Genomic DNA, 22,906 nt, shown 5'->3' with positions numbered 1-22,906 from the left:
TTTCGAAGCAGTGGGCCTCTGTGACGCGGAATACGGCGGCGGTATTATGGGGGTGGCTATGCAGCTGGCCATGGACCTATCTTTGGAGCGGAAACCATGGAAAACCCCCTGCACACAGCCGGCAACAGACCCGGGGCGCAAGAAAAATTGGCATCCCCCAAACGACGCGCGGGATTACCTGTGAAAAGGTTCTTCTCCCGCTTCAGGTCGCTGTCAGACGTCCCCGCGTCGGACTTGGAGTTGCTCTCAGAGCGCATCACCCTGGCGCTGGACCTGGGGCATGAGCCCGACGTCTCGGCCCTCCATGCAGCGGTACGTCATGAACTGCGTAACCGGGATGCAGCGCTTAACGATTGACCTTTTCGGGACTGATGTATGGTCCACTGAAGAGGGCCGCCGTCCAGTCAGGCGGCCGGAAGGAGGAACATCATGAATGAACAGCCGCATGAAACGGCCCAGGATGATGGCGCCGACGCCACGACCACCAGCAGCCACGCCAAGGTGCGTCCCGCCTATTATGAGTCCGGCGGCTCAGAGTCCACCCGGGAACTTCGCGACCAGTCGCGGCGCCGGCGGGAGGCCGAAGAAAAGCTTCAGCAGCACCTGCTTGAAGCCAAAGAACATACGCCCCATTCCGATACTCACCCGGGTTCTTCCCCGGACGACGACGCCAAACCGGACGACGACGCCAGCTAGAAGAATCGGGAACTGACGCCTTGCCTGCGCCGTCCGCTTAGACCCGCCAGGCTCAGTCCCGCGGGCCTGCATGTGCGGTCAGGCTACCCCGTGGGCAGCGTCACCGACCGAGCCTGCCCGTCGGCCGCTTTCTTCAACGGCGAGTTCATACCAGACCTGGGCGCCGAATTCCGGAGTTTCCGTATCAAGGTTTTGGAACAGCGCGTCCAGCAGATTGGCCAGTTCTTCGGCCGGAAGGTTCGGGAGTACTTCTTCCGGCCCGCGGGGGTCGTTGATGAAATGGGACAGCTGTGGCCCGTTCATCGCGGCGTGATTTCGTCGGGTCGGATACGCAGGAATCTGTTCATGGGTCGCTCCATCTGGGACTTCAGAGGCTGGCTGCGTAACCCCACTTGAGTCTATTCCAACGAATGGATGGCCACAATGGCTCGAGCAGCGCCTAGCTGAATGGGCGGCCCGTGACGTACTCGCCAGGCAGCTGGCTGGACGGCAGTTGGGCTGCGGGCAGCGGGACGTGTGCCGGAAGTGGCCGGTGCGGCCGCTCCGCGCGGATGGCGTCCTCAATGAGCGCCACTGGTCGGCGCCAGGCGTCCGAACCCGGCTCCATCGTGTCCACGACGCCGATCAACATGGCGAGCAGCCGGAAGATGTCAGTCATGGAGATGTCAGGGCGGAGCGTGCCCTGCCCTTGGCCTCGTCCCAGCAGGATCCCGATGGAATCGATCAGGGATCCGGTGATCCCGGTGAGGAGCTGCCGGCGCCCTGCCACGGCGCCGAGCAGGTTCGCGTCCGTGCTGGCTGCAGCCATGATCGCTTCGATGACCCGGAACAGGCCCGCGGCCGCGTCGATGTCCGCCAGGGCGTCGTCGATGACCGGATCCACCGTCAGCCTTAGCTGCCGATTGAGGGCCGCCAGGACCAGTTCCTCCTTGTCCGCGAAGTTGCGGAAGAGGGTTGCAGGTCCGACACCGGCCGTGGCGGCAATGGTCTGCAGCGGCACTTCCGGGCCAAATTCCTGGAAGCATTGCCGGGCCGCTGTGATGATCTTGTCCACGTTGCGCGCGGCGTCTGCGCGGAGTGGTTTGCGGGCGACTGCGATGCTCATGCGATCAGGTTAGCAACGCTGCCGGGGGTGATCACCGTTACTGGAGGGTAGGCGGATTTGTGACGTTCGCGGGCGGCGCGGGCCAGTTTCCATCACTTCCGCCGTGGCACACTGGCTGTATGTTGCTTGCATTTTCTGTTGCCCCGTCCGGCACGCCCAGCAGCGGTGCCCGCCCCACCGATGCGTCAGTGCACGACGCCGTCGCCGCCGCCGTGAAAATCGTTCGGGAGTCGGGGCTGCCCAACCGGACGGATTCCATGTTCACCACCATCGAGGGCGAATGGGATGAGGTTTTCGACGTGGTGAAGAAGGCCACCGAGGCGGTGGGCCAGTTCGGCAGCCGGGTCTCCCTGGTCATCAAGGCGGACATCCGGCCCGGCTACACCGGTGAGCTGACCGCCAAAGTGGATCGGCTGGAAAGCGCCCTCGCAGCCGACGACTAACAGCGTTAGTGCCCGTCAGCTCAGGGAGTCTCCTTGGCAGCACACCAATGGCCGGGCGGTTATGTCTGGACCCACGCCTGCCCCCATGCCAGACTGTGGCCATGTTTGAGCACAAGCCCCAACCCGGCTGGATCGCAGTGGAGGAATACCTGACCGAGGCAGTGGTCCATCCCAACGGATCGCTGCAGCGGGCGGTGCAATCCGCCGTCGACGCCGGCATGCCGCCGATCGAAGTGGCGCCCAACGCCGGGAAGCTGCTCAAGCTTCTTGTCCAAATGTCCGGGGCGCGGCGGGTGTTGGAGATCGGCACACTGGCGGGCTTCAGCACTATCTGGATGGCCCAGGGGCTTCCCGACGACGGCCGGCTGGTCACGTGCGAATATCTTCCCAAACATGCGGACGTGGCCAGGTCCAACCTGGACGCCGCCGGAGTGGGCCACAAAGTGGACATCCGGATCGGTGCCGCGCTCGATTCGCTGGCCGCATTGGAGGCAGAAGGCCACGAGCCGTTCGATTTTGTCTTCATTGATGCGGACAAGGAGAACGACTCCAGGTACCTCGACTGGGCAGTCCGGCTGGGCCGCCCGGGCGCCACCGTGATCCTGGACAATGCCGTATGGGAAGGGGCCGTGCTGGAGCCTTCCCTGGACCCGGTGAACGCGCCGGGGATCATCGGCGCGCTGGAACTGCTGGGGAGCCACCCGAAGCTTGACGCCACGGTGATCCAGACAGTCGGCTCGAAGGGGTGGGACGGGTTCGCCCTTGCCGTGATCCGCTGACCGCGGGGGGCTGAACTGCGCCCTCAGGAAACTGCTAAGTATGCTTAGAACAAGTTCCCGTCCGGATCCCCGGACGGTCCGGAAAGCCTGCAGCGGAGGTATTTGATGAAAGCGTCACCCACCCTGGCCAGCAACCTTCAGAGGGTTCTCACTGACCTGATTGAACTGCATATGCAGGGCAAGCAGGCGCATTGGAACATCGTGGGAACCAACTTCCGCGACCTCCACCTGCAACTGGACGAGATCATTGAGGCCGCCCGGCAGTTTGCGGACGATGCGGCGGAGCGGATGCGGGCCCTGCATGCCCTTCCGGACGGCCGGAGCGCAACCGTTTCCGGGGACACACGGCTGGACGAGTTCCCCGCAGGGCTGATGTCCACCAAGGACGCCGTCAAGCTGGTCACGGCCAGGCTGGAACGGACGGTCCAGACCGTGCGGGATGTCCACGACGAAGTGGATGAGGAAGACCCCACCAGCGCGGACCTGCTTCACGCCGTCATCGAACGCCTGGAGCAGCTGGCGTGGATGGTCAACGCGGAGACGATGACGCCGTCGGCCAAAGTCACCGAGCCGGCCGACAAGTAGGGGTGCAGGCAGGCCGGCGCCCATGAAGGAAAACATCACACGGACCGATCCGGAGGCGACCGTCCGTCCACGGGCTGTCAGCTTCCCTTCGCCCCGGACCGGAGAAGCGCAGGGCGGATTGAAGCCGCGGGGTTCAAAGCATGGCGGTCCCCAGCCAAGCGGATCCGAGCCGGATCCCGGCCCCGGCATAGTTCCGTTGCTCGACGCCGTGGCTTCGGCAGTGGGGGACGTGCCGGCACTACTGGAGCTGGCCCGGGCCGCGGGACGTGCCTGGCCGCAGCCGGGCCAGGGCAGCACCGCCACGCACTGGGAGTTGCTGGCCTCCGTCGCCGCAGTGGATGTCGCCGCGGGACGGATCTTCGAACCGCACCTGGATGCGATGGCCATCCTCGCCCAGTCGGGCAGGGACCCGGGCCGGGTTGACGGCGCGTGGGGTGTGTTCGCCGCCGAAGGCCCCGGCGCCAGGCTCGAGGCCAAAGAAGGTGATTCCGGGATCCTCCTGGGCGGTTCCAAACCGTGGTGCTCGCTGGCACCGCTGCTGGACCATGCCGTGATTACCGCCCACACCGAAAACGGCGGCAGGGCTGCCTTCGCCGTGGACCTGCACCACCCGGGCGTGACCTGCGAGGAGCCGGCCTGGGTTGCCCGCGGGCTGCAGGAGATCCCCAGCGGGACCGTGCACTTCAGCCAGGTACCGGCAGAACAGCTGGGTGGAGACGGCTGGTACTTCAGCCGTCCTGGCTTCGCCTGGGGCGGTATGGGCGTGGCCGCGTGCTGGCTCGGCGGGGCGGTAGCCGTCGCAAGGGACTACAAAGAATCCCTGCGCGACGCTGCGGACCGGGGCCGTGAACCGGACCAGATAGCGCTCGCCTGACTCGGCGAGGCGGACCGCATCCTGACGTCCACGCTCCAGTACCTGGCTCAGACAGCGGCTCTGATCGACGACGGCGGACTGGCCGGCGGTGACCACTCCACGGCCGGCGGTGACCACCACGCAGGCGCGGATCGGAGCGCGTGGAGCGAAGCGCTGCGCGTCCGCGGTACGGTGGCTGCCGCCGTCGAACGCGTCCTGTCCCTCGTCACGCGGAACCGCGGACCGGCACCACTGGCGTTCGAAGAACCGTACGCAAAGCGGATGGCCGACCTGGCGCTTTACGTGCGCCAGCACCACGCCCAGCGGGACGACGCGCAGCTCGGGGCGCTGACCCTCAAGGGGGAGCAGCCCTGGTGACGTTCTCGCACACCGACGAGGGGACGGCAGAAGCCGACTGGGCCGGCAGCGGGCTGGCTGCCGTCGCCGAATTGCCGCTTGCACCGGAGGAGCTGGCCGGGCTGAGGTTTGTGGTCCTGGCAGCCCATCCCGACGACGAAACGCTGGGGGCCGGCGGGCTGCTGGCGAAGCTGCACAGCGCGGGAGCCGACGTCGAAATTCTGTTGTTTACCGCGGGAGAGGGCTCGCATCCCGACTCCATGACCGTCTCGCCGGGTCAGCTGGGAACCACCCGCGTCAACGAATTTGGCGCGGCCCTGGCGGCCTTGGGCCACACCGGTAACTGGCGTTTCCTGGGACTCCCGGACAGTGGGTTGGCCGGGCACGCTGCGGAGATCGCCGCCCATCTGGGTGAGGCCGCCAGCCGCCATTCCGGTCCGCCGGACCAGCTGGTGATTGTGGCTCCGTACCGCAACGACGGCCACGCGGACCACGACGCCCTCGGCGCTGCCGCGGCGCAGGTTGCCCGCGACGGGGGTCACGGACTGCTGGAATACCCCATCTGGTACTGGTTGTGGGCAACGCCTGCCCACCCCGAGTGGGAGTCCTGGACCCGGTTTCCGCTGGACCCGGCAGCACAGGCCGCCAAGGCGGCTGCGATGCGCGCCCATGCCAGCCAGGTGCTCCCGTTATCACCCCTTCCGGGGGACGAAGCCTTGTTGAGCGCGCACTTCCTCCGCCACTTTGAGCGCTCCTTTGAGGCGTTTGCGTGGACGCCCGCCCAAACCAGTGCTGCCGCGCCGCACAGCAGCGCCGACGCCGAACGTATCTTTGACGGGGTCCATTCGGCCGCTGATGACCCGTGGAAATACACCACCAGCTGGTACGAACACCGGAAGCGCGCCCTGACCCTGGCCGCGCTGCCCCAGGAACACTACCGCTCCGGCCTTGAGATCGGCTGTTCAATCGGCACACTCACCGTTGAGCTCGCCGGCCGTTGCGCAAGCCTCCTCGCCGTGGACGCCAGCAGTGCCGCCCTTACTCGGGCCGCAGAACGGCTGGCCACGTTCCCTGGTGTGACACTGCGGCAACTCACGCTCCCCGGGTCATGGCCGGACGGCACCTATGACCTGGTGGTCGTTTCCGAGGTGGGCTATTACCTGTCGCCGGCCGAGTTCGGGCTGCTCCTGGAACGCATTGAGGACTCCATGAAGCCGGGCGGCACCCTCCTGCTGTGCCACTGGCGGCACCCGGTCTCCGGCTGGGAGCTCGACGGCGAGACGGTCCACGCGCTGGCACGGGACCATCTGCGCTGGCCCACCGCCGGCCTGTACCGGGAGCGGGATTTTGTGCTGGAAACGTTGGTGGCGCCGGGTGCCCGGGAGTCTCCGGGGGGTCCTTTTGACTGACTTGCCGCGGGAACCGTGCATGGACCGCGTCGAGCAGGTTGCCGTAGTGGTGCCGGTCCATAACGAGGAGCAGTACCTGCCCCGGGCCCTCACTGGAATCCGGACGGCGGTCAACGCGCTGCAGGCGAACCGGCTGCACGTCACCGCCACCATTGTGGTTGTCCTCGACAGCTGCACCGACGGCTCCCGCGGGATCGCGGCCCGGTTCACGGCAGTGGATACGCGGTTCAGGGCGCTGGAGGTTGACTTCCGGAGTGTGGGCAAAAGCCGTCGCGCAGGCGTCGAGGCGTTTCTGGCTTCGTATCCGCGGGCCGCAACGCCACCACCCGGGACTCCTCGATCCTCCCGGTTGTGGCTGGCCAACACGGACGCCGATTCGTGCGTTCCCGTGAACTGGCTGATACGCCAGGTCGAGCTGGCAGATGCGGGCGCGGACGCCGTGCTCGGTTCAGTGGAGCCGGATCCGGAGGGCACGGACCCCGAGATATTGAAGCGCTGGCACGCCAGGCATCCCTTTCAGGAGCACCATCCGCACGTCTATGGAGCCAATTTCGGGGTGCGGGGCTCGGCCTACGAGCTGTCCGGCGGGTTCCCGCGCCAGCGATCGCACGAGGACCGGGCTCTCGTGGAGCAAGTGCGCCGCCACGGGCTCATGGTCCGGGCGACCGACAGCATCAGGGTACTGATCTCGGGCCGCATCCATGCCAGGGCGCCGCACGGTTTTGCCGCCTATCTTTTCGCCTTGGGACTGGAGCCTGCCTTGGCAGTGGAGGGGTGAAGCGGTCGGCGGATCCACGGGCGCCCCGAAAAACAATGGGGCCGGGACAGCAGGCTTGCCCGCTGTCCCGGCCCGCTGTCCCAGCCCGTGGGTCGGGTAATTAGAAGGATCAGTCCTTCTTGAAGGCGTCCTTGACTTTCTCACCGGCCTGCTTCAGGTCAGCCTTGGACTGGTCCGTCTTTCCTTCGGCCTCGAGGCGCTCATCGTCTGAGGCCTTGCCTGCAGCTTCCTTGGCCTTTCCGCCCATCTTCTCGGCGGTGTTTTCGATCTTGTCATCCAAACCCATGGTGATTCTCCCTACGGTTTGTTGCGGCGGCGGAATGCCGCCGGTGGTAATTCAATGCTAGCCAGCAATGGCAGCGGCAAACAGTCCCGGGAACGGCGGGAGGACAGCAACAAACGGGAGGAATCGAATCGAGGGGGCCGACGGCGACTGGGGGGACTGGCCTCGGTCTCAGAAGAGGCCATCTCACCGCCGACCCCGCTTCACGCCCGCGCCACCAAAGACCCGGGCAAACTAACAGGACCTGTTCACTCTGATTTTCCTCCAAGTTGGGACGCCTGCCTAGCCCCGCCGTTTCCCGTCGCCGGTCCCGTCCTCGGTGCTGCCCCTACGCCCGGAGCGCTCTTGCTGGCCGGCGTCCCTGTCGCGGTCCTGGCTGTCCCCGGCGTCGCCATTGTGGCTCTCACGGAGTTCGCGGCCGTGGCGGATGTCTTCCTCCTCCTGTTTCTGCATCTTCTCGCTCTTCTTGGTGTCGCGGGGAGGCAGTTGGATGGTTTCCTCAGCCTCGATGCCGGCCTGGAGTTGGCGTCCGCGTTCCATCTCGGCATCGAACTCCGCGCCGAACAGCAGCGACATGTTCAGAATCCAGAGCCACAGGAGCATCACGATCACGCCGCCCAGTGCGCCATATGTCTTGTTGTAGTTGCCGAAATTGGCCACGTAGAAGGCGAACCCCAGCGAGGCCAGAACAAATATGACCAGGGCGATAAAGGAGCCCATGCTCATCCACCGGAACTTGGGCTGCTTCACGTTGGGGGTGGCGTAGTACAGGACGGCGATGATCACGATAACGAGCGCAACGATCACCGGCCACTTCGCAATGTTCCAGATGGTGAGTAAAGTCCCGCTGAGCCCGATGGCGCCTCCCACGGCCTCCGATACCGGTCCGCTCAGGACCAGCATGCCGGCGAGCAAGGCCACAATGACCACCGCAAGCAGGGTGACCGCAAGCATTGTTCCGCGCAGCTTCACGAACGGCCGGCCCTCGTCCACTTCGTAGATGCGGTTCATTGCGCGGCCAAACGCGCCGACGTACCCGGAGGCCGACCACAGCGCGGTGGCGAGGCCGAGGAACAGCGTGAGGCCGGCTGCGGGCGAAGCGGCAAGTTCCTCTACTGGGCCGCTGACTGTATCAACAGTGTCCGCGGGGGCGATGCCGCGGACGATCTCCAGAAGGACCGCTGTCGTCTCTTCCGGGTCGCCAAAAATCCCCACCAGCGAAACCAGTGCCAGCAGTGCCGGGAACAGGGACAGCACGGCAAAGTAGGTGAGGGCCGCGGCAAGATCCGGGCACTGGTCCTTCGAGAACTCCCGCAGGGTCTTCTTGGCGATGTACTTCCAGGACGGTTTGCTGACGTCAGTGGGACTGTCCGCCTTGCGCGGATCGTCCGGTGCAGGGGCTTTGGATGCCTTGGCAGTGCTGGTTTCGGGGGCATCATGAGTTGCCATGGGTGAGTCCTCTCCCGCAGTGAAAAGCGGAGGTGAAAACAGACAGGCCGGCGCCGCCGGGGGAGGCGGCAACCGGCCTGTCTGCTGCTAGTAGTCAGGCGTTTTGGACGTGGTCTTTGGCGTCTGTGGCTTTGTCGCGGACGTCGGCTGCTGCGCCTTGGCCTTCGGCTTTGACGTGTTCGGCGGCGTCGGTGGCGGTGGCTTTGACGTTTTCCATGGCTTCCTGGGCGGGTTCCTTCAGTCCCTGGGCCATGTCCTTGGCGGCGTCGGTGAGTTCGGTGGTGAGTGGTTCGGCCGCGGTTTTGAGGGCGTCGGCTGCTTCGCGTTCCTTTTCGCTGGCCGGGATCAGGGAGGACAGCAGCATGCCGGCGCCGAAGGCGATCAGGCCTGCGGCCAGGGGGTTGCCCTGGGTTTTGGCTTTGACCTGCTGGGGTGCCTCGCCGATGGCGTGGCCGGCGTCGCCGAGGGTGGAGCCGACGGCGTCTCCGGCGTTGGTCATGGCGTTGCCGGTGTTCCCGGCCCGGGTGTGCAGGGTGGTGGTGGCGTCGTCGGCTGCTCCCATGATTTTGTCCTTCACTCCGAAGACGGCGTCTTTCACTTTGTCGGTTTGGCGGTGGACGATGTTGGAGGGGGTGACTTTGTCGGCCACGGCGTCCACGTTGGTGCCCAGCCGGGCTCGGGTTGCTTCAATGTCTGAACGGATTGCGTCCGGGTTTTCGCTCATCGTTTTACCTCACCGGGTTTCAGGGTTGGGGGGATTTCTGAGAGGGTTTCCCCTGTTTGGGGCATGCCTTTGATTTGTTTGAGTTCCTTGCGGCCGATGGAGGCCAGGATGGCGGCGATGATGCCCCAGATCACGGCGACGACGACGGCGGACCAGCCCAGTCCCATCAGCTCGCCCAGGGCGTACCAGAGGGCGATGGAGAGGAAGAGCAGGACGAAGTGCCCGGCGACGCCGGCGCCGGCGAGCATGCCGCCGCCTTTGCCGGCCTTGGTGGCGGACTGCTTCAGTTCGGCCTTGGCGAGTTCCACTTCCTGGCGCATCAGCGTGGACAGGTCGCGGGTCACCTCACCCAGCAGATCACCCAGGGACGTGTTGTCCGCCTTCTCATGAGCCGCCGAAGGGGGAGTTTCCGGCATCTGCGTACTCATCACGGCCTGCCAGTCTGGCCGTCCGTGGAACGGTCCTTGGTCAGGGGGTCGGTGCCCAAGGGGTCATCGGCAAGGTCCTGGTCCCGGAGCGGATCGTCGGCGAGCCGGTTACCTGACCACGGTTCCTCCACCAACTGAGGGCTGTCCAGCGGGCTGGCGGCGCTGGAAGCGCCGGCGGGGCTGTATTGTCCGGCACTGCCGGGAGCGCCGCCGTCGTACCCTGCGGTTGTGGTGGCCGGGCCGGGAACCTGGACCGGAGGCGGCGGTACGGCGCCGCCAGACGGGGTGTAGCCGCCCGGGCCGCTGCTGTAGCTGTCGGTCCCGTACTGGCTGGCCGCGCCGTTGCCGCTGGGCCGGTAATCGCCGGCGCCGCGTGCCGCCGTCGTGCCTGGCTCCGGTGCACCGGCGCTCAGGCTGCGGGTGAGCCGGCCGGCGAGGACTCCGGCGCCTGCCGCAAGGAGAAGGAAAGTGCCGGGACGCTGCCGGGCGAAGGACTTGACTTCGTTCAGGAGTGATCCCGGATCCCGTCCGTCCAGCCAAGACGCCACGGATGAGGACCGGTCAGCCGCCTGTCGGACCAAGTCGCTGGCGACGCCATTCTGGTCGGACGCCTGGGCCATGGCGCGCAGTTCATCCGAGACGGAACGGAGCCCGTCCGCAACTTTCTGCTGCTGGGTGCCGGCCTGTTCCGTAAGGTCGGTACGTGCCTGGGAAAGGAGGTTCTTGGCGTTGTACTTGGCCTCTGAGGCCACATTCGCAGCCTCCGTCTTGGCCGTTTCGGCGACGCTCTGGGCCGAATCCTTTGCGGTGCGGGCGACGTCACCGGCCTCGCCCTTCACAGCGTCCTTAACGGCGTCCTTGCGGGACGATCCGTCGGCGTCGCCTGAGGCGGAAGAGGGGCTGCCCGTCGGAGGAGTGGGCTGCGCAGCGGCGGGGAAGGTGGTAGCGCTCCGCTCTCCAGTGCTCATTGGATTGGCCGGAGGGACCGGGTTGGTGGTGTCCTCAGGCCATTGGTTCTCTGTCATCTTTGCTCTCTCTTTCCAAGAAGGCGGGTTGTTGATCAAGAACCAGCGATACTGGCCGTAAAATAGTAAGCATGATTACTAACATAAGGTAAGTACCCTTGGTAAATAACTTTATGCAACTTCCGGGGCGCCATCTTGATTCGGTTGCTGCCGGGCTGTCGTAACAACAGAGGAAGAGGTGGGTGGCGTTGGAACCATGGGTTTGGGTGGTAGTTGCAATTGTTGTGGTGGTGCTTGTTGTGCTGCTTCTGGTGACGGGGCGGCGCCGTAAGGCAATCCAGCAAAAGCGGGACGAGTCGCACCGGGAGAAGGCGGCCGAAATCCGCCGCAAGGCCGAAAATATTGAACTGGATGCGCGCGAAAACGAGGCCCGGGCCACGCGTGCCAGGGCCGACGCCGAGCAGGCCCAGGTGGAAGCCGCCAGGCTGCGCCAGGAAGCGGACCTGCGCGCCACCGAGGTGAAGTCCCTGCGGGACGACGTTGAACAGCACACCCGGAAGGCCGATGAGGTCGACCCGGATGCTGGAACCCGCAAAGCGCGCGAGGGTGCCGTCCCGACGCGCGGGGACGTCCGCGACGACCGCGCTGGGGACACCCACGCTGAGGGGGCGCGGACGGCTGACACCCGGACTGGCCCGGCGCCGACCCGCGACGCCGACAGCGACGGTGTCCGCACCGACGGGGCGCGCGCCGATGAAGCCCGCAGGGACCGGGAAAACCCGCGTTCGGGAATCTAGCCCGGGGGCAGTTGGTCCGGGCCAGCTAGTCCCGCGGCTTCAGGACGGGGGAAGGGGCAACCCCTTCCCCCGTTGCCATGCCGTCCAGGACCTGCGCGATGGCGTCGATGGAGGAAACCCGGGGTTCCCAGTCGAGCAGCCGGCGGGCCCGTCCGGTATCCATGACCGGCGCGCCGGCGGCCATGTCGATCCAGCCCGAATCCGACGGCTGGATGTGGAGCTTCCACGTCAAACCGACCAGCCGGTGAAGCAGGGACATGGGGATGGGCAGGATCCGGCGCGCGTGCAGGAGCCTGGCCAGCTCCTGCGGCGTGATGACGGGTTCGGCGGCGATGTTGAAGGCCCCCGACTCGCCGCGGACCAGCACGCGCCAATACGCCTCGGCGGCGTCGTCCCCATGGACGGCCTGGAAGATCAGGTCGTCCGGGGCCGGCAGGATGGGAACCTTAAGACGCCGGGGCAGCAGCCGGGGGATGAGCGGCCCCAGGAAATACCGTCCGATCTCGCTGCCGGCATTCCGTTGGAAAATGAGCGCCGTCCTGAGCCGTGCCACCCTGATGCCGGGATGGTCCGCCTCGAACTGGTCAAGCAGGCGTTCCTGTTCGGCCTTATGCCTGCTGTAGTGCGAACCGGGAATCCCCGTGGCCGGCCACGATTCGTCCGTTCGCCGGTCCTTGGGGGCCCTGCTGTAGGCGCCCATTGATGAGGCGCACACGATCTGTCCCACACCGGCTTGGCCGGCAGCTTCCAAAACGTGGGCCGTACCGGTGACGTTCGTCCGGTGCAGCTGATCCAGGTCCCGGTTAGGCTGGATTTGCCAGGCCAGGTGCACCACCGCATCCACGCCCGCCAGTGCTGTGCGGAGAAGCGGAAGGTCCGATTCCACGCCGACGTCCAGGGTGTGCCATTCCACTCCCCTGTAGGGCGCCCGCGAGGTGTCCGGAACCCTCCGGGTGATGCCCACCAGTTCCAGGGATCCGGGTTTCGATTCGAGTTGGCGTTGGAGATTGTGGAGGAGCGCGGTCCCCACGTTGCCGCTGGCTCCGGTGACTGCAATTCGCATGAGGGGTTTCTCCTTCACTTGGCCGCCTGGGTGTGCAGGCACATCGAGCCTATCTACGGAAGCATTGTTTAATAAGCAGCCTTATGATTTCCTTCTTCTAAGTCTTGCCGCAGGCTTTCGGACCCAGACCGAGGGAACCAACGACAATGCCCGATTTTCTACCCTCATTTGCCTTGGATCAAGCCCCAATGCCGCCACAAGGCGGCCCCCGGGGGCTGGCTCCGAGGGGCGGACAACTCCGCGAGACCTTTGAGAATGAGCTGGTTCTTGAATACCTTGACCTCGCCGAGGCCCTGGCTGCCCGCTTTGAAGCCCGGGGCAGGGAGCGCGCCGACCTGAACCAGGTCGCGTACCTCGGGCTCGTCAAGGCCGCGAGGGGGTTCGATCCGGCCAAGGGAGACAGCTTCCCCGCCTACGCGGCCCCGACAATCAGTGGGGAACTGAAGCGGTATCTCCGCGACCGCAGCTGGGTGGTCCGCCCACCCCGGCATATCCAGGATCTCCGCACGCGCCTGTACCGGGTGGAACCGGAGTTGGCCCAGGCCCTGGGCCGGACACCCAGCATCGCAGAACTCGCACAGGAGCTGGGCACGGATCCCGGCGACGTGCTGGAGGCGTTCTGTGCCTCCAGCAGCCTGCACCCGGACTCCCTCGACGCCGTCAATCCCCACAGCGATTCAGTGCCGGTAGCCGAAATGCTGGCCGCGCCTGATTCGCCACTGGACCGATTGGAGGAGTTGGCCTGCCTGCGCGAGGCAATGCAGGACCTCGACCCTGCGGATCGCGAATTGTTGTATCGGCGCTACTTCTGCGAGGAGACGCAGGTGCAGCTGGGGGAGCGCCTTGGCATGTCCCAGATGCAGGTGTCCCGCCGGCTTGCCCGGGTCCTGGTTGCGCTGCAACGAAGGCTGCAGGAGGGCAGCTACGCGGAGTCCAGCCTTTCTGCAGCCGCCAGCACGTCGTCGGCCGAGACAGCGAGAAGGGCAGGATCCGGCCGGTCCGCGAAAGGATCCCCCAGCCGCACTTCCGGTCGCGTCAAAACCAGGTGAGGTCCCGGCGGGGGTCCCCACCGTTCAGGTCCAACCGGCCCGAACAGTACGACGGAGGGCCGCCGGTAGGCGGACGCCAGATGGGCAGCGCCGGTGTCGGCCGAAATCACCAGTCGCGCCCCGGCCACGCATGCTGCAAAAGCCTGCAGGTCCACGCGTCCGGCCAGGACCGCGGTTTCGGGAAGGCCTGCCCGCCGGCAGACCTCAAGGGCCCGGTCCCGCTCCGGAGCGCTCCCGGTAAACACCACACGGTGCCCGTCTTCTGACAGGTGCCTGGCGACGTGGGCGAACCGGTCGGCAGGCCAGAGCCTGCTTGCAAAAGCGGCGCCCACGTGGATCACCGTGGCGCCGGGGAACTCCGTAGGCCGCGCAGGGGTGAGCAATCCGCATTCGAGCGGATCGGCGTCGATCCCGTGCCATTGCAGGAGCCGGGTCCAGCGCTCCCGCTCATGCATGTCCTCGATCCATTCCGGTCCGTCGCCGAAACTTCCGTGGTGCTGCAGGACAGCACGTGCCCCGATGGCCTGCAGGAGTTGGCTGCTCTGCGGGCCCTTGCCATGGAGGTTCACCGCAATGTCCACGTTGCCCGGGTTACAGGGAAGAGGCTGATCCAGGCCGGGTACCGGCAAGAGCTCCACACCGCCGACCAACTCCACGACGCCGGCCAGCCACCCGGGGGCCGCGTACACAAGTCGGTGCCCCGGATAAGCCCTTCGCAGGGCATGCAGCGCGGGTACGGCGACCAGGAGATCGCCCAAAGCCAGGGCGCGCAGTACCAGCAGCTGGGGGCGCCCGTCAGGTGCCGCCGTCGGCATGGTCAATCCTCCACCTCCCCTGCAGCCCCTAGACCCGCGCAGTCCTGCCAGGGCCACCGCCGATCAGCGCGAACGTACACTTGGGGCCCTTGGCAGCGGGGCCGCAACTGTACGTTCGCGATGCCGTGTCAGAGGAGTCTAGCCCGCGGAAACGGACTCGGTTGTTTAGGAGCAGCGGCCCGGGGGAACAAGGTGGGTATGGGAAGCTCCGAAACCCCGCAGCTCAAGGCTGTCCTGTTCGACCGGGACGGGACCTTGGTGGTTGACGTGCCCTACAACGGCGACCCTGCCCTGGTCCAACCGATGCCGGGAGTCAAGGACGTCCTGGACGAAGTCCGCCGGCAGGGCCTGGCCACGGGTGTGGTCAGCAACCAGTCCGGGGTGGGCCGCGGCCTCCTGGACCGGGCGCAGGTGGACGGGGTCAATGCCCGCGTGGAGCAGCTCCTGGGGCCGTTCGACGTCTGGGAAATCTGTCCGCATGTGGCAGAGGACGCGTGCACGTGCCGTAAGCCCGCTCCCGGAATGGTACACAGCGCCTGCAGCAAACTGGGACTGGAAACCTCTCAAGTAGCACTGATCGGGGACATCGGCTCAGACGTCCAGGCTGCGGAGGCCGCTGGGGCTGTCGGCGTCCTGGTTCCCACTCCCGTGACGCGCCCCGAAGAAGTGGCCAGCGCCCGGCTGGTGGCGCCGGACCTTGCCGGAGCAGTCCGCCTCCTGCTGGAGCCGGCCTGATGGCCCGGGTCCTGGTGGCGCGCCTGGACAGTGCCGGCGACGTCCTGCTCGCGGGGCCGGCCGTGCGCGCTGTGGCAAACGGCCGGCGTCCCGACGCCGGACCGCCCAATGACGTAGTGATGCTGTGCGGGCGCCAGGGCGAAGCGGCAGCGGCACTGCTGCCCGGAGTCACGGAGGCCTATACCTGGGACAGCCCCTGGATCATGAATCCAGCCCCCGCCATGACCGGGCCGCACGCTGACCGCCTGATTGACTATGTCCGGGATTCCCGCATCACCCAGGCCGTGATCCTGACGTCCTTCCACCAGTCCCCACTGCCGCTGGCCCTGCTGTTGCGGCTGGGCGGCGTGGAACACATCACCGGTGCGTCCACGGATTATGCGGGCTCGCTCCTGGACGTCAGGCTCCGGCCGGGCGAGGACTTTCCGGAGGAACAGCCGGAGGCCGAACGGGCTTTGGGGATCGCCCGTGCCGCCGGCTACCGTCTCCCGCCCGGGGATGACGGCAAACTGAAGGTCAAAACCGTCCCCGAGGTCAAAGACCTGGTGGGCGCAGGCCCCTATGTGGTGGTCCATCCCGGCGCCGCCGTACCCGCCAGGGCCTGGCCGCCCCTTCACCACGCCGCCGCCGTCGAACTCCTGGAAGGTGCGGGACACCGCGTGGTGGTGACCGGCGGCCCATCGGAAACGTCACTGACCGCAACTGTTGCGGGCCCTTCCGCCCTTGACCTGGGCGGCCGCACCGATTTGTCCACGCTTTCCGGTGTCCTCGCCGGGGCGGACGCCGTGGTCACGGGCAACACGGGTCCTGCCCACCTCGCCGCAGCCGTGGGGACCCCGGTTGCGTGCCTCTTCGCACCGGTGGTTCCGGCCGTGCAATGGGCACCGTACGGTGTCCCGCTGGAGCTTCTGGGGGACCAGCACGCACCCTGCCGGCTCACGCGCGCACGGGTCTGCCCCGTACCGGGCCACCCCTGCCTCAGCTCGGTCTCACCCGAGGACGTGGTCCAGGCAGTGGAACGGCTGATCGGCGGAGTGTCGTCCTTCAGCACCCACCTCAGTACGCGCAGAAAGGACCGCAGCTGATGAGGATACTTCTGTGGCATGTCCACGGGTCCTGGACTGATGCGTTTGTCCGCGGCCGTCATGACTACCTTGTGCCGGCCCTGCCCGAGGGCGGGCCATGGGGCCTGGGACGCGCGGGCCGGGACTGGCCGGCCTCCGTGCGGGAGGTGGCACTGGCCGGTCTCGACGCCGACGCGGTCGACGCCGTCGTCCTGCAACGGCCCGAGGAAATCACCGAAGTGGCCAAGGCCCTGGGGCGGCAGCCTGGGGTTGAACTGCCGGCAGTGTACGTGGAGCACAACACCCCCAAAGGCGACTTCCCCTTCACCAGGCATCCGCTCGCCGACCAGCGCGACATCCCCGTGGTGCATGTGACGCACTTCAACCGGCTGGCCTGGGACAGCGGCAGCGCGGCTTCCGTGGTCATCGAACACGGCATCCCGGATCCCGGGCACCTGTATACCGGCGAACTTCCGGAACTAGGAGTGGTCGTCAACGAACCGGTGCGAAGGGGGAGGGTGACGGGGACGGACCTGCTTCCGGCCTTCGCGGCGGTTGCGCCCCTGCAGGTCTTCGGCATAAAAACGGAGGGCCTTGCGGCCGCGATTGGCGTGGAAAGCGCCCGGCTGACGGCCCGCGGCGATCTGCGGACGCGTGAACTGCACCGCGAACTGGCCCGCTGCCGTATCTACGTGCACCCCATGCGGTGGACCTCCCTTGGCCTGTCCCTCCTGGAGGCCATGCACCTGGGCATGCCGGTCCTGGCCCTGGCCGTCACCGAAGCTCCCCGCGCGGTGCCCCCGGAAGCCGGTGCGGTGTCCGCCGACGTCGACGAACTGCTCCGCTGCGCCCGTCGCCTGATGGCCAACCCGGAAGAAGCACGACGGCGGGGCCTCGCCGCCCGCGAGGCGGCGCTGGAGCGCTACGGCCTGGGCCGCTTCCTGGACCGCTGGGACGAGGTCCTCGCGGACCTGCACGCCCACCCTGCACATAACGGGCAGCGGCCGCACACCACACGCCTGGACGAGCAGATCCTTATTCCGGCGCGAGAGAGGAACATCCGATGAAAATCTCGATGGTATCCGAGCATGCCAGCCCGCTGGCCGCATTGGGCGGGGTGGACGCCGGCGGGCAGAATGTCCACGTTGCCGCACTGTCCGATGCCCTGGCACGGCGTGGCCACACCGTGACCGTGTATACGCGGCGGGACGCGGAGGATCTGCCGGCACGCGTGAACGTGGGGCCGCGGCTGGAAGTGGTGCACGTGGACGCCGGACCTCCCGTCCACGTCCCCAAGGACGAGCTTCTCCCCTATATGGGAGACCTCGCGGAAGGCATCGCCAAAGACTGGGGGCAGCGGCCGCCGGATGTGGTGCACGGGCACTTTTGGATGTCCGGGCTGGCTGCCCTTGACGCGGCCAGGCAAGCCGCCCGGCGGGACGACCCGCAGGCCGGCCCGGGGGACGATGCCGGATATAGGATTCCAGTCATCCAGACCTTCCACGCGCTGGGGACTGTGAAGCGCAGGCACCAGGGCAACGAGGACAGCAGCCCGCCACAGCGGCGCTGGCTGGAACCTGCGGTTGGCAGGTCCGCGGACAGGATCATTGCCACCTGCTCCGACGAAGTGTTCGAACTAAAAGCGATGGGAATCGACACCGGCAAGGTATCCATCGCCCCGTGCGGGGTGGACCTTGGCCTCTTTTCCGCGGACGGTCCGCCGGCACCGAAGCCCCGGACACACCGGATCCTGTCCGTCGGCAGGCTGGTACCACGCAAAGGCGTGGACCTGGTGATCCGGGCGCTCCCGCACCTCGCGGCGGCGGGATTCCACGACGTCCAACTCCTCATCGTCGGCGGCGGCGCCGAGCCCGGGGTGCTCCACGCCGATGCGGAAGTCCGCCGCCTCCTGGAGCTTGCCCACGAGCTGGGTGTTGCCGGAAAAGTGACCATTCAGGGGCAGGTGCCGCGCGGCGGGATGCCCGGGATCTTCCGCAGCGCCGACGCCGTGGTGTGTACCCCCTGGTACGAACCGTTCGGCATCGTTCCGCTCGAGGCCATGGCCTGCGGGGTGCCGGTCGTGGCCGCAGCCGTGGGCGGTCTCCAGGACACCGTGCTTGACCACGGCACCGGGCTGCACGTGCCGCCGCGCGATCCGGAAGCCATTGCCGAAGCCCTGGCCATCCTGCTTGGCAACCCGGGCCTCCGCGCGGAAATGGGGGCCGCCGGGCAGGCCCGCGCACGGACGCGGTATTCCTGGGACCGGGTAGCCGCGGAGACGGAGAAGGCCTACCAGCTGGCCATGGCGGAACAGCCTGCCACCTTGGGTATGGAAGGGGCAGCACTGTGACCGCCGAATGGTCCCTCCGCGAAGCCGACCTTCAGGGCATCGCCTTTTCAGCCGCCCTGCCGGGACTGGAGGCGGCGGACCTCGAAGCTGTGGATACCGTTGCGCTGGATACGGAGTCCGCGGACGTCGTGCGGCGGCACCTGGACAACGTACTTCCGGCACTGGAATCCCTCCGCGCGCAATCCGGCAGGCTCGCTGCCTGGGGCGTGGACCTGGCGCAGCGCCTCCTCAGCGGCCAGCGGCTCCTGGCAGCCGGAAACGGCGGCTCGGCCGCGGAGGCCCAGCATCTGACAGCCGAACTCGTGGGCAGGTTCGACGGCGAGCGGGCCCCCTTTTCGGCCATCTCCCTGCATGCCGAAACGTCGGCCCTGACGGCGCTCGCCAACGATTACGGCTTCGAGCAGGTGTTCGCCAGGCAGGTCCGGGCCCACGGCCGAACCGGCGACGTGCTGCTGCTGCTTTCCACCAGTGGCCAGAGCCCCAACCTGCTGCGGGCGGTGGAAGCGGCCGCCGGCCTTAACGTCACCACGTGGGCGCTCACCGGCCCCGGGCCCAATCCGCTGGCCAACGCCTGCGACGAGGCGGTGATGCTCGATGCCCTGAACGCCAATGCGCAGGAGGGCCACCTGATCGCCCTGCACGCCATCTGCCGGGCTTTTGACCTTGAGGTCCGCCGGCGGAGTTCCGGGATCCAGGATGGACGCACGGACGTGGAATGGGGTGCCGAGCGATGAGGATCGTGGTGGTGGGCGACGTGATCCTTGACGTTGACCTGTCCGGGGATGCGACCCGGCTCAGCCCCGACGCGCCCGTTCCGGTAGTCGACGTGACCGGCGTGAAGCGCCGCGCGGGCGGAGCAGGGCTGGTGGCCCGGATGCTTGCGGGGGATGGCTGGCCGGTCACCCTGGTCACCGTGCTGGCAGACGACGACGCCGGGCGGCAGCTGGAGGCGGCGCTCGCAGGGATCCGCCTTGTGGCCGGTCCAAGCACCTTTCCGACGCCGGTCAAGACCCGTGTCCGGGCTGGAACCCATCCCGTGGTCCGGTTCGACCAGGGCTGTGGGCGGGTGCCTGTGCCGGACGTCACGCCGGCCATGCTGCGGGCACTGGAAAAGGCCGGCGCCATCATCGTTGCCGACTATGGCCGTGGCGTGGCGGCCAACCCCCAGCTCCGGGAACTCCTGGCCAGGCTGGCCGAGGAGGTGCCGATCGTGTGGGATCCGCACCCGGCGGGCGCGCATCCCGTGCCGGGGGTCGCCGTCGTCACTCCCAACCTGGCCGAGGCGCACAAGGCGGCTGGGAGCGGCGGCGACAAATTTGTGGGATCTGCCTCCGCCGACGGGGCCGCCGAGGTGGCCGGCATCCTGCTGGACCAGTGGAGCAGCCACGCCGTTTTGGTGACCACTGGCGAACACGGGGCAACTCTCCTTCGGCAGCGTGACCGGATGCCGCGGCCGATTGCGGCGCCCCGGGTGGAGGCAGGCGATCCCTGCGGGGCGGGGGACCGGCTTGCGGCAAGCCTGGCCGTGCACCTGGTCGCTGGACGGGACCTGGAGGACTCCGCCGTCCTCGCTGTCCACGAGGCCGCGAACTTCCTGGCCGCCGGAGGAGTAGCGTCTTTGCCCGAGCCCGGCGTGCCTGCCAAACGCAGGCACCGCACCACCGAGCCCCTCCTGCTGGCCCGCAGCGTGCGGGAAAACGGAGGAACTGTGGTGGCCACCGGCGGCTGCTTCGACCTGCTGCACGCCGGCCACGTCAGATCGCTGACGGCTGCCAGCGAACTGGGTGACTGCCTGGTTGTCTGCCTCAACTCGGACGCCTCCGTACACCGGCTCAAGGGCGAACAGCGGCCCATCATGAACCAGCAGGACCGGGCCGAACTGCTGCTGGCCCTGGAATGCGTGGACGCCGTCATGATCTTTGACGAGGACACCCCTGAGGCCGCGCTGGACCGCCTGCGGCCGGACATCTGGGTGAAGGGCGATGACTATAAAGGCGCCAAGCTTCCGGAGGCCGAGCTCGTGGCGGGCTGGGGCGGGCGCTGCATGACGGTGCCCTACTATCCTGCGCGTTCCACCACCGGACTGGCCGAGGCCCTGCGAAAGGTCAGCTGAAGGGCCGGGCCAGCCAAAAGGCACGGTCAGCTGAAGCCGATAGGCATCCGTAATTCTCAACCGAAAGGAACACCATGAACACAGAGACACCCTGGCCTGGCCGCGTCCTGGTCACCGGAGGAGCCTCCGGACTGGGGGCCGCCGTCGTTGACGCTGTGCTGAAGGCAGGCGGAACGCCGGTGGTCCTGGACCGGGACATCAGTACCGTCTCAGCAGTGAAGGCCTTCGAGGTTGACGTCGCTGACCGGCTTGCCGTGGAGCAGGCGGTGCGGGAGGCCGCGGAGTCCCTGGGCGGCCTGGAGGCGGTGGTCACGGCCGCCGGCATCGACCGCTGCGGCAAACTGGCCGACGTCGCAGCCGATGAGTGGGAGAAGGTGATCGGCGTCAATCTCCTGGGCACGGTCTCTGTGGTCCGTGCCGCCCTGCCCTACCTCGTGGAATCACGGGGGAGGGTTGTCACGGTGGCCTCCACGCTGGGAAAGAGGGCAGTGGCCGACGCCACGGCCTATTGCGCGTCCAAGTTCGGCGTGGTGGGCTTCAGCCACGCCCTCGCCGCGGAAACCGGCGGCCGGATTGGCGTCACCACCATGATCCCGGGCGGGATGAACACCCACTTTTTTGACGACCGGACCGAGCAGTACAAACCCCAGGACGACTCCAGGCTCAACAGCCCGGGCAACGTGGCGCAGGCCATCCTGTTCGTGCTCTCCCAGCCACCCGGCTGCGAGGTGCGCGAGATGCTGATCTGCCACGCGGAGGAGGGTTCCTGGCCCTAGGCCCGAGTGGCCGGGACGGGCTGGCCTTCCAGCAGGCTCCTGACGTCCTGGTACACGTCGGCCGGCCGGATGCCCGCCACCAGGCAGTCATCGTGCGGACAGCGGGGCGCGGTCCATCCCACCTGCGTCACGTCCGCGCCGCACACCGGGCAGTTTGTGGTCCAGGACAGCTGGAGCCGGTGCCTGCCGCGGCCCAGGGGAGCGGAGGTCAGGGCGTTCCCCGCCCAGTAGATCCCCACCGTGGCTGTGCCGAGTGCCTGCGCGAGGTGCCGCGGACCGCTGTCGTTGGCCAGCACCAGATCGGCGCGGGCCAGCAGGGCCGCCAGTTCCCCAAGCCCCAGCTTCCCGGCCACTGAGGCCACGGGGACCACTGGGCCTTCTGAGGCCACTGAACCGGGACCTGTTCCGGCGGAAGGCCCGACGGCGGCGGCCACCACTGCTTCCGCCAGCCCGGTTTCGCTCCGGTCACCGACCACCAGGACCCGGCAGCCGTCGTCGGCCGCTGCCCGGGCCACAGCGCCGAAACTGGCCGCCGGCCAGCGGCGGCGGGGATCGCTGGCGCCGGGGTGGATCACCAGCAACGGACTGCCCTCCGGCGGCAGGGCCGCGCCGAGGGTCGCAGGCAGTTGGGCCGCGAACCTCCCCTGCGGCTGAAGCTGCGCTTCGAGTGCAGCCGGCGGGGCTCCGGCCAGGCCCGCGACTTCAAGGGCGCGCATCGGCTCGTGCTGGTAATAGCTGTAGGGCAGGGTCCGCTCCAGCGGCACGGCGTCCGGCGTCGCGGAGCCCACCGTGTGGCGGGCCTGCAGCCGCAGCAGGAACGGGTTGGAAAACCGGCCGCCGCCATGCAATTGGACGGCCAGGTCAAACTTCCGGGCGCGGGCGGCGAGGACGAACCGCTCGACGGCGGACGCGTCCTCGGGGCCCGGACGCACCCCCTCGGCGAAAGGCAGCACCATCACGTCGTCCACCGGGCTCCGCACCTCCGCCAGCAGGGACTCCTGCAGCGGCGTCCCCAGGAGCGTCACCGTCGACCCGGGATACGCCTTCTTCAACGCGGACACCGCCGGAAGCGCAAACATCAGGTCACCCAGGCCGCCGCCGCGCAGCACTGCGATCCTGGCGACTCCGGAAAAGGCGTCCAGCACCGGTCCGACGCCCCGGGTGGTCTCTTCCATGCCTTGCTCGTTCACTCCGGCCTTCCTTCCACACCGTGCGCCCCCGCCTGCGCCTTCCGCGTGGTGCCACCCTACGGACGCGCTGCCCCGCTGGCTAGGGGCGTATTCTGCCCCA

Annotated in this window: 25 protein-coding genes and 2 pseudogenes; 17 read left to right on the top strand and 10 right to left on the bottom strand. The window is 67.5% G+C overall.

Annotated elements, in window-relative coordinates; all coding sequences use genetic code 11:
* Positions 1–180: 180 nt before the first annotated feature.
* Positions 181–357: a hypothetical protein gene (locus AU175_RS08640; RefSeq protein WP_231938498.1), complete on the top strand. Its 177-nt coding sequence runs from the start codon at positions 181–183 to the stop codon at positions 355–357.
* A 72-nt stretch (positions 358–429) separates the two neighbouring features.
* Positions 430–696 (top strand): hypothetical protein, encoded by a 267-nt coding sequence (locus AU175_RS08635; RefSeq protein ID WP_066287502.1) that lies wholly within the window; start codon positions 430–432, stop codon positions 694–696.
* A gap of 78 nt (positions 697–774) precedes the next feature.
* On the opposite strand, the gene AU175_RS08630 is transcribed toward AU175_RS08635, so the two are convergent.
* Together AU175_RS08630 and AU175_RS08625 are read right to left on the bottom strand one after the other, a co-directional pair.
* Positions 775–999 carry a hypothetical protein gene (locus AU175_RS08630; protein ID WP_066287498.1) on the bottom strand — a complete coding sequence of 75 codons (225 nt, stop codon included), beginning with the start codon at positions 997–999 and terminating at the stop codon, positions 775–777.
* A gap of 136 nt (positions 1,000–1,135) precedes the next feature.
* Positions 1,136–1,801, bottom strand: coding sequence for a TetR/AcrR family transcriptional regulator (locus AU175_RS08625; protein WP_066287496.1), 666 nt, complete (start codon positions 1,799–1,801; stop codon positions 1,136–1,138).
* Positions 1,802–1,920: 119 nt separating this feature from the next.
* On the opposite strand from AU175_RS08625, the gene AU175_RS08620 reads away from it, so the two are divergent.
* From AU175_RS08620 to AU175_RS08595, 6 genes and pseudogenes are all read left to right on the top strand, one after another.
* Positions 1,921–2,244, top strand: a complete 324-nt coding sequence (locus AU175_RS08620) for a thiamine-binding protein (protein ID WP_066287493.1) — start codon at positions 1,921–1,923, stop codon at positions 2,242–2,244.
* 101 nt (positions 2,245–2,345) lie between these two features.
* Positions 2,346–3,023: an O-methyltransferase gene (locus tag AU175_RS08615; RefSeq protein WP_066287490.1), complete on the top strand. Its 678-nt coding sequence runs from the start codon at positions 2,346–2,348 to the stop codon at positions 3,021–3,023.
* 105 nt (positions 3,024–3,128) lie between these two features.
* A complete protein-coding gene (locus AU175_RS08610; RefSeq protein ID WP_066287488.1) occupies positions 3,129–3,608 on the top strand; it encodes a Dps family protein in 480 nt (159 codons plus the stop codon).
* A gap of 187 nt (positions 3,609–3,795) precedes the next feature.
* A pseudogene (locus AU175_RS08605) lies at positions 3,796–4,839 on the top strand (hypothetical protein).
* The gene (locus tag AU175_RS08600; protein ID WP_066290815.1) at positions 4,833–6,227 is read left to right on the top strand and encodes a bifunctional PIG-L family deacetylase/class I SAM-dependent methyltransferase; all 1,395 of its coding nucleotides are present in this window, start codon (positions 4,833–4,835) and stop codon (positions 6,225–6,227) included. Before AU175_RS08605 ends, AU175_RS08600 begins: the two are co-directional and overlap by 7 nt.
* Before the next feature lie 19 nt (positions 6,228–6,246).
* Positions 6,247–7,005: a glycosyltransferase gene (locus AU175_RS08595; protein ID WP_066287485.1), complete on the top strand. Its 759-nt coding sequence runs from the start codon at positions 6,247–6,249 to the stop codon at positions 7,003–7,005.
* 109 nt (positions 7,006–7,114) lie between these two features.
* Here the strand turns inward: AU175_RS08595 and AU175_RS08590 are convergent, their stop codons facing one another.
* From AU175_RS08590 to AU175_RS08570, 5 genes are all read right to left on the bottom strand, one after another.
* Complete coding sequence (locus AU175_RS08590; protein WP_066287482.1) at positions 7,115–7,291, bottom strand: CsbD family protein; 177 nt, start codon at positions 7,289–7,291, stop codon at positions 7,115–7,117.
* Positions 7,292–7,570: 279 nt separating this feature from the next.
* Complete coding sequence (locus tag AU175_RS08585) at positions 7,571–8,737, bottom strand: YihY/virulence factor BrkB family protein (RefSeq protein ID WP_066287481.1); 1,167 nt, start codon at positions 8,735–8,737, stop codon at positions 7,571–7,573.
* A gap of 94 nt (positions 8,738–8,831) precedes the next feature.
* A complete protein-coding gene (locus tag AU175_RS08580; RefSeq protein ID WP_066287479.1) occupies positions 8,832–9,461 on the bottom strand; it encodes a DUF3618 domain-containing protein in 630 nt (209 codons plus the stop codon).
* Positions 9,458–9,889 (bottom strand): phage holin family protein, encoded by a 432-nt coding sequence (locus tag AU175_RS08575; protein WP_066287477.1) that lies wholly within the window; start codon positions 9,887–9,889, stop codon positions 9,458–9,460. The genes AU175_RS08580 and AU175_RS08575 overlap by 4 nt, the downstream gene beginning before the upstream one ends.
* On the bottom strand, positions 9,889–10,914 hold the full coding sequence (locus tag AU175_RS08570) for a hypothetical protein (protein ID WP_066287475.1): 1,026 nt from the start codon (positions 10,912–10,914) through the stop codon (positions 9,889–9,891). The genes AU175_RS08575 and AU175_RS08570 overlap by 1 nt, the downstream gene beginning before the upstream one ends.
* A gap of 182 nt (positions 10,915–11,096) precedes the next feature.
* Between AU175_RS08570 and AU175_RS08565 the strand changes: the two genes are divergently transcribed.
* On the top strand, positions 11,097–11,651 hold the full coding sequence (locus AU175_RS08565; protein WP_156642234.1) for a hypothetical protein: 555 nt from the start codon (positions 11,097–11,099) through the stop codon (positions 11,649–11,651).
* Positions 11,652–11,676: 25 nt separating this feature from the next.
* Here AU175_RS08565 and AU175_RS08560 read toward each other — a convergent pair whose 3' ends face one another.
* Entirely contained in the window at positions 11,677–12,714 is a 1,038-nt protein-coding gene (locus AU175_RS08560; RefSeq protein ID WP_066287470.1) for an NAD-dependent epimerase/dehydratase family protein, read from the bottom strand.
* 188 nt (positions 12,715–12,902) lie between these two features.
* Between AU175_RS08560 and AU175_RS21280 the strand changes: the two genes are divergently transcribed.
* Complete coding sequence (locus AU175_RS21280) at positions 12,903–13,763, top strand: sigma-70 family RNA polymerase sigma factor (protein WP_331711952.1); 861 nt, start codon at positions 12,903–12,905, stop codon at positions 13,761–13,763.
* Here the strand turns inward: AU175_RS21280 and AU175_RS08545 are convergent.
* A pseudogene (locus AU175_RS08545) lies at positions 13,649–14,578 on the bottom strand (glycosyltransferase family 9 protein); the annotation flags it as partial. The gene AU175_RS21280 and the pseudogene AU175_RS08545 overlap by 115 nt on opposite strands.
* Positions 14,579–14,776: 198 nt before the next feature.
* Here AU175_RS08545 and AU175_RS08540 point away from each other — a divergent pair.
* The 7 genes from AU175_RS08540 (at position 14,777) to AU175_RS08510 (ending at position 21,616) form a co-directional block, all read left to right on the top strand.
* Positions 14,777–15,313, top strand: coding sequence for a D-glycero-alpha-D-manno-heptose-1,7-bisphosphate 7-phosphatase (locus AU175_RS08540; RefSeq protein WP_066287461.1), 537 nt, complete (start codon positions 14,777–14,779; stop codon positions 15,311–15,313).
* Positions 15,313–16,398 carry a glycosyltransferase family 9 protein gene (locus tag AU175_RS08535; protein WP_066287458.1) on the top strand — a complete coding sequence of 362 codons (1,086 nt, stop codon included), beginning with the start codon at positions 15,313–15,315 and terminating at the stop codon, positions 16,396–16,398. Before AU175_RS08540 ends, AU175_RS08535 begins: the two co-directional genes overlap by 1 nt.
* On the top strand, positions 16,398–17,444 hold the full coding sequence (locus AU175_RS08530; RefSeq protein WP_066287456.1) for a glycosyltransferase: 1,047 nt from the start codon (positions 16,398–16,400) through the stop codon (positions 17,442–17,444). The genes AU175_RS08535 and AU175_RS08530 overlap by 1 nt, the downstream gene beginning before the upstream one ends.
* A complete protein-coding gene (locus tag AU175_RS08525; protein ID WP_066287453.1) occupies positions 17,441–18,727 on the top strand; it encodes a glycosyltransferase in 1,287 nt (428 codons plus the stop codon). Before AU175_RS08530 ends, AU175_RS08525 begins: the two co-directional genes overlap by 4 nt.
* An 89-nt stretch (positions 18,728–18,816) precedes the next feature.
* Positions 18,817–19,461, top strand: a complete 645-nt coding sequence (locus AU175_RS08520; RefSeq protein ID WP_442855312.1) for a D-sedoheptulose-7-phosphate isomerase — start codon at positions 18,817–18,819, stop codon at positions 19,459–19,461.
* Entirely contained in the window at positions 19,458–20,840 is a 1,383-nt protein-coding gene (locus AU175_RS08515) for a PfkB family carbohydrate kinase (RefSeq protein ID WP_066287449.1), read from the top strand. Before AU175_RS08520 ends, AU175_RS08515 begins: the two co-directional genes overlap by 4 nt.
* Positions 20,841–20,914: 74 nt before the next feature.
* The gene (locus AU175_RS08510) at positions 20,915–21,616 is read left to right on the top strand and encodes an SDR family oxidoreductase (RefSeq protein ID WP_066287447.1); all 702 of its coding nucleotides are present in this window, start codon (positions 20,915–20,917) and stop codon (positions 21,614–21,616) included.
* Here AU175_RS08510 and AU175_RS08505 read toward each other — a convergent pair.
* Positions 21,613–22,791, bottom strand: coding sequence for a glycosyltransferase family 9 protein (locus AU175_RS08505; protein ID WP_066290812.1), 1,179 nt, complete (start codon positions 22,789–22,791; stop codon positions 21,613–21,615). The two genes, AU175_RS08510 and AU175_RS08505, sit on opposite strands and share 4 nt — an antisense overlap.
* Positions 22,792–22,906: the final 115 nt, after the last annotated feature.

The sequence above is a fragment of the Arthrobacter sp. B6 genome, assembly GCF_001663775.1.
In the GTDB taxonomy this organism is placed as follows: domain Bacteria; phylum Actinomycetota; class Actinomycetes; order Actinomycetales; family Micrococcaceae; genus Arthrobacter.
This window is presented reverse-complemented; position numbering and strand designations above follow the sequence as displayed.